This window comes from Ruegeria sp. CG1 (genome assembly GCF_056537265.1).
The window spans coordinates 107105-113104 of sequence record NZ_JBQFRF010000010.1; the positions used below are offsets into that span (position 1 = coordinate 107105).

General features: G+C 55.6%; 4 protein-coding genes. All 4 read left to right on the plus strand.

All coding sequences use genetic code 11. The features are described 5' to 3' along the window. Positions 1–288 precede the first annotated feature (288 nt). The 4 genes from ACR0AU_RS20375 to ACR0AU_RS20390 all read left to right on the plus strand — a co-directional run bounded on the left by ACR0AU_RS20375 (position 289) and on the right by ACR0AU_RS20390 (position 5911). Positions 289–639, plus strand: coding sequence for a hypothetical protein (locus ACR0AU_RS20375; RefSeq protein WP_480522599.1), 351 nt, complete (start codon positions 289–291; stop codon positions 637–639). After that, entirely contained in the window at positions 636–1178 is a 543-nt protein-coding gene (locus ACR0AU_RS20380) for an RES family NAD+ phosphorylase (RefSeq protein WP_480522601.1), read from the plus strand. Before ACR0AU_RS20375 ends, ACR0AU_RS20380 begins: the two co-directional genes overlap by 4 nt. Positions 1179–1589: 411 nt before the next feature. Then, entirely contained in the window at positions 1590–5735 is a 4146-nt protein-coding gene (locus tag ACR0AU_RS20385; protein WP_480522602.1) for an Eco57I restriction-modification methylase domain-containing protein, read from the plus strand. After that, a complete protein-coding gene (locus ACR0AU_RS20390) occupies positions 5732–5911 on the plus strand; it encodes a hypothetical protein (RefSeq protein WP_480522604.1) in 180 nt (59 codons plus the stop codon). Before ACR0AU_RS20385 ends, ACR0AU_RS20390 begins: the two co-directional genes overlap by 4 nt. The last annotated feature ends 89 nt before the right edge of the window (positions 5912–6000 follow it).

Sequence of the window (6000 nt, forward strand, 5' to 3'; positions counted from 1 at the left end):
CTGGATTTACGAAGAGCTGTGCAACTTCAAATGCGATACTAATTAAGACACGGTTTGTCGGAGTGCAGTCAATCGCTCGAACGTGATACTCGAAGCATCGGCCACGGCTTAGGTCCCAGGACTGATTGGAAACACTAGGGCAGGGGAGTTGCATCTTCAATGCAGTTTCTATGGAGGATTTAGCGGGTAGGCAGCTTGAGTTTTCTCCACGAAACGCTGCGCAAAGGATCTGACAGCCTTGATTGTCAACAAATTGGTCCATATATTGTGGCAACAGGAGTGACCATCATGGAATTACGTGATCTTGTAGAAGACAGGATGATCTCACCGGATCGTCTGGCCCGGCATCTGAAAACCACCAAACGCGAGATTGGTGAGACTTTGGGCATTTCTCCGGAATCCTTGTCTCGGCGGAAGCGCGTAGCTTCTGTCTCAGTCCAGACGTCCTTGCGTCATCTGGTCGAGATTCTGAATACCGTCGCACCGGCTGTTGGAAGCTCGCTCATGGCCTATGCCTGGTATCGGTCTGAACCCATTGTGGGTTTTGGCGGGCGTACGCCCGAGGAAATCGTTAAGGACGGAGAAAACGCTGCTTTGAAGTCCCATATTCTGCGGCGATTAGAAGGCGGTTACGCTTGAAGCATGCCATCCGGGTGCAGCGTACTGTCATCCGTGCCGCCAAACCGCGCTGGTCGTATCTGCCGACATCGGGGGAGGGGGCTGCAAGACGGGGTGGGCGGTTCAACCCAATTGGGCAACCAGCGCTCTATACGTCGCTGTCACATGAAACAGCCGCGCGCGAGGTGCGTTTCAGCCTGAACCAAGAACCCTATACATTTTATTTTCTAGCGGTTGATTGCCATCATATCGTGGATCTAACCAGCCGGGATACCAGGCAGGCATTGGGCATCTCATGGGAGGATATCGCCAATGACAACTGGGAATCCGAGATGCACCAAGGGTTGGTTCCATCAACCCACGTTGTTGCAGACAGACTGAAGGGCGATGGCTACTCAGGTGTCCTAGTGAACAGTTTCGCGTCGGGGGCGACGCCTGATGACATAAACCTCGTTCTTTGGGGCTGGGATGCCGTTGACGATTTGCCGTCCAGTCGACCAAATGCGGTGATGGTCCTTCACCGTGATGATCTACCGAACAGTGATGTATCTTGGCAATGAATCTCGGTCCCTAATGACAAGAGCTTTACTATGGCCCGAAAACCCGCTCATTCCATTGATAGGCTGAAAAGAGCTTAGCGTAAAAAAACGGGCGCGGATCGTGCTGGAAGATCGTAGATGTACCTGCGCTGCGCTCGCAACATACTGTTTTTCCAAAGAATCGGGCGGAAAGTGTGAATTCGCCGCTCTGCGGCGAGGGCTTTCAGAAACCGCGAAAGCGGACCTTCAACGCCACGAAACGAGTTCAGTCCTGTTTCGCGACAGTTCTTCAGGATCGCGGATCTTCTTGCTCTCGCGATATGAACGCGACGCTAGGCCAAAGCAGACTTTTGAAACCCGATCAAGCCACATTCTTGCTGCACGTCATTCGAACAACTGTTACCCTTCGAGAAAACACTAGGAAGTATCGATTTGAGCAGTGAAATCGCAAGCCAGGGCAGCCTGTTTACATCCGATTTTTTGACCGATACCATTCAGGGCGTTTCCGAGTGGAATATCCTTAGCGATGCTGATCTCGACCAGTTCGGCGCGTCTCTTCGGTTAGTCTTCGAGCGTTTCCCGATTTCCCAGACACCCAATGAAAGCCAGACCGAAGATGATTTGATCTGGCCGATCCTTGAAGCGCTTGGCTGGACTCAATCCCTTCGTCAGCAAAATCTATCACCGCGCGGGCGCGAAGACGTGCCCGATGGTTTGCTCTTCGATAGCGCAGAGACGAAAGCCAAGGCGAACAGCTTTCCTGAAGAGTGGAAGCGCTACGAGTTCGGCCGCGCCGTGGTCGAATCCAAGAGATGGGCACGTCCCCTTGATCGCCGCTCTGGACGGCGTGGAGAGGAAACCGCCCCGTCAACCCAGATGCTCCGCTACTTGCGTCGCATCGACGACATCACGGGTGGCACGCTCCGTTGGGGCATTCTTACCAACGGCTCTAAATGGCGGCTCTACTTCTCAGGTGCGCGGTCTGTGTCTGAGCAATTCTTCGAGCTCGACATTGCCGCGATCCTCGACCTGCCAGGGCACTCTGACGGGCTCTTTGCCCTCAATGAGGCCGATCGTCTTCACTGGTTGAAAGTCTTTTTGCTGATCTTCCGGCGCGAGGCGTTTGTCCCAGCGGGTGCTGACCCTCGCACGTTCCACGAAAAGGCGCTCGAAGAGGGGAAATTCTACGAACAGCGCGTTGCGGAAGACTTGTCCAATAAGGTTTTCGGGGAAGTATTCCCGGATCTGGTGCGCGCGATCGTCAAGGCCGCGCCTGTGGCCGACTTACAGGCAGTGCGCGAAGCCGCACTAATCCTGCTCTACCGTCTCTTGTTTATCCTGTACGCCGAAGACCGTGACCTCTTGCCTGTCAAAGACACTCGCTATGACGATTACGGGCTACGAAACAAGGTGCGCCTTGATGTCCAAGAACGCAAAGACAAGAACGATGTCTTCTCGGAAACCGCCGCGCGCTATTGGGGCGCAATGGCCGATTTGTTCATTGCAATTGACAAGGGAGACGCCTCGATCGGCTTGCCACCCTATAATGGCGGTCTTTTCGACCAGGAGCGGCATGCGATCTTGACCAACATCCGCATCTCCGATGCGGTTATGGCGCGCGTGATCGACGCCCTATCGTTTGAGGTGACGCCCGAGGGCCGAAAATACATCAACTACCGCAACCTTTCGGTCCAACAACTTGGCTCGATCTATGAGCGGCTTCTCGAATACGAGGTGACGCGCGATGGCGAAGACATCACCGTTCAGCCGAACATCTTCGCGCGCAAGGGATCGGGCAGCTATTACACACCCGACGACCTGGTGCAGCTCATCTTGACCGAGACCCTAGAGCCGCTTGTCGAAGAGCGCAAGGTTGCATTTCGGGACAAGATCACAGAGCTGGGGCAGGGGGACTTACCCGACCATCGCAAGATCGGCCAGCTCAAGCGTCTCGATCCTGCAACCGCGCTTCTTGACCTGAAAATCTGCGATCCTGCTATGGGTTCCGGCCACTTCCTTGTTAGTCTTGTCGATTTTATGGCCGACCAGGTGATCACCGCCATGGCCGAGGCTGAGCTCGACACGCCCGAGGAATGGGGCGACTACATTTCCCCATTAGGAGAGCGGATCGACACGATCCGCAACACCATCCTTGCCAATGCCGACGAACGGGATTGGACGATCGACGAGGAACAGCTCGACGATCGCCACATCATTCGACGTATGGTGCTCAAGCGCTGCATCTACGGTGTGGACAAGAACACGATGGCTGTGGAGCTCGCCAAGGTGGCGCTGTGGTTGCACACTTTCACCGTTGGAGCGCCGCTATCCTTCCTCGATCACCATCTTCGCTGTGGCGACAGCCTCTTTGGTTCTTGGGTGAAGAAGGGTATCGACAAGGCCGCGACCTACGGCACGCCGCTCTTGCTGCATGAGCCCATGAAGCGCGCCCTGCGGGCAGCGTCCAAAATGCAGATCGTCGAGGGGCTGACAGACGCCGAAATTGCCGAAGCGCACCGATCGGCTGACGTGTTTGCCGAGATCGAGGACATGACCGCGCCGCTCGATGCGCTTCTAAAACTGATTCATGCAATCGACTGGCTCGACATTAGGGGCAAGGAAAAGAAGATTGCGATGCAAGCTTTCTTCGATGGCGAGTTTGGTGATCCCCTCGATATCGTCTTGGGCAAACAAAAACTTACTAGACCCAAGGCAAAGGCTGCAGACGAGACCCTCAAAGGGCGCATGAGCGCCGCTGAAAAATTCGATCTGTTTTCTGGTATTTTTGCGCAAGCGCAGGTTCTCATTGCAGAGGAAAACTTCCTCAATTGGCAAGTGACCTTCCCGGGCATCTGGTCTGATTGGGAAGAAGACGAGCTGACCGGCGGGTTTCATGCCGTGATCGGCAACCCGCCATGGGATCGAATGAAGCTGCAACAGGTCGAGTGGTTTGCCGAGCGCCGCCCTGAAATCGCCATGGCCGCACGCGCGGCTGACAGAAAGAAGATGATCAACGCTCTCGAACAAGCGGGCGATCCCTTGGCACAGGACTACGCTAAGGCGTCAGAGCGTGCAGAGGCTGGCACACGCATGGCGCGGAAGGGCGGGGATTACCCCTTACTTTCCGGTGGTGACGTGAACCTCTATTCGCTCTTCGTCGAGCGTGCCACGACCGTGGTGAGGCAAGACGGACTGATTGGTCTGCTCGTCCCATCCGGGATCGCATCAGACAAGACCGCCGCCAAGTTCTTCAAAGGCGTGGCGACGGAAGGGCGACTGAAGTCACTCTATGACTTCGAGAACCGGCGCACACGTTATGATTTGAAGCCTTTCTTCGAGGACGTGGACAGCCGCTTCAAGTTCTGCGCGTTCGTGGCAAGTCCGTCACCAACGGAAGAGGCCGCGCGCTGCGCGTTTTTCCTACAAGCGGTGAGCGAGCTTGCAGACCCAGACACATGCTTCTCCCTCAACGCCGAGGACTTCGCGCGTGTGAACCCGAACACAGGCACTGCGCCGATTTTCCGATCGAAGCGTGATGCTGATCTGACGACGGTCATCTATGGCAATGCTGTGCCCTTGGTCGATAGGTCTTCCGGCACGGAAGTGAAAACATGGCCCGTGCAATACCTGCGCATGCTAGACATGACGAACGACTCTAACCTGTTTCGCACTCGCATGGAGCTCGATGATCAGGAGGGTGCGTACCCTCTCGGCGGCAACACGTTTGGAAGCGCTTCAGGAAATTGGCTACCTCTTTATGTCGGGCGAATGATTCATCAATTCGATCATCGTGCGGCATCGGTTGAAGTGAACGAGTCAAATCTGCACAACGCGGCGCTGAGCGGAGCGGTGACTGAAGAGCAAAAGGCCGATCCGGACTTCGTTCCCACTCCTCAATATTGGGTGCCGGAAAGCGAGGCCGATCTGCCGTCCGGCGTTGAATGGATGATCGCCTTTCGGGATATCGCTAGGGCGACCGATGCACGAACGATGATAGCAGCAGCAATCCCGAAAGCGGGTGTCGGGAATACAGCCCCCCTGATCCTCTGGAATGATGAAGAACAGCGGGCCGAAAACAAAGCGCTTCTCCTGGGGAATCTTGGCGCGATCTCATTGGACTACGTGACCAGGCAGAAAGCTCAAAGCACGCACCTGAACTGGTACATCGTCGAACAGCTTCCAGTGATCGCACCGAGCAAATTCGGCAGCGTACGTTTCGGAGCGAAGAGCGCGGCCGAGGTTGTCCGGCAGTCTGTTCTTGAGCTCACCTACACTGCCCATGACATGGAACCATTTGCACGGGACATGGGGCATGTGGACGAGGACGGAACCGTGAAACCACCCTTCACTTGGGACAAAGAGCGCCGCCTTGTGTTGCGCGCCAAACTCGATGCCGTTTTCTTCCACCTCTATGGCATCACCGACCGAGATGACATCCGCTACATCTACTCGACCTTCCCGATCGTCGAGCGTGAAGAGAAAGCCGCCTATGGCGGCAAATACCGCTCTTGTGATCTGTGCCTCGCCTACATGAACGCGCTCGCCGCCGGAAACCCGGACGCGGAGATTAAGCTATGAGCAACGTCAATGTCAGACGGGCGGTCGAGAACATTCGTTCGGGAACAAACATATACACCCCGCTTGTCGAGACCATCGTGAATGCTATCCAGGCGATCGAAGCGGGATCAGCCGAGAAGGGGCTTGTCGATATTCTGGTGAAGCGGTCGAACCAGCAGGAGCTTGAGGGTGGATAGCCGCTAAGAGATCACCAATAGGTCCGCATTCTTGCTAGCTCGTCCCTTATTCCAATCTCAATCCGCTGCAGAACTGCTCGCACCCGTTT

Bases quoted from the DNA above. Each gene is read 5' to 3' on its own strand.
- ACR0AU_RS20375 (WP_480522599.1), top strand. From the start codon at position 289: ATGGAATTACGTGATCTTGTAGAAGACAGGATGATCTCACCGGATCGT.
- ACR0AU_RS20390 (WP_480522604.1), top strand. From the start codon at position 5,732: ATGAGCAACGTCAATGTCAGACGGGCGGTCGAGAACATTCGTTCGGGA.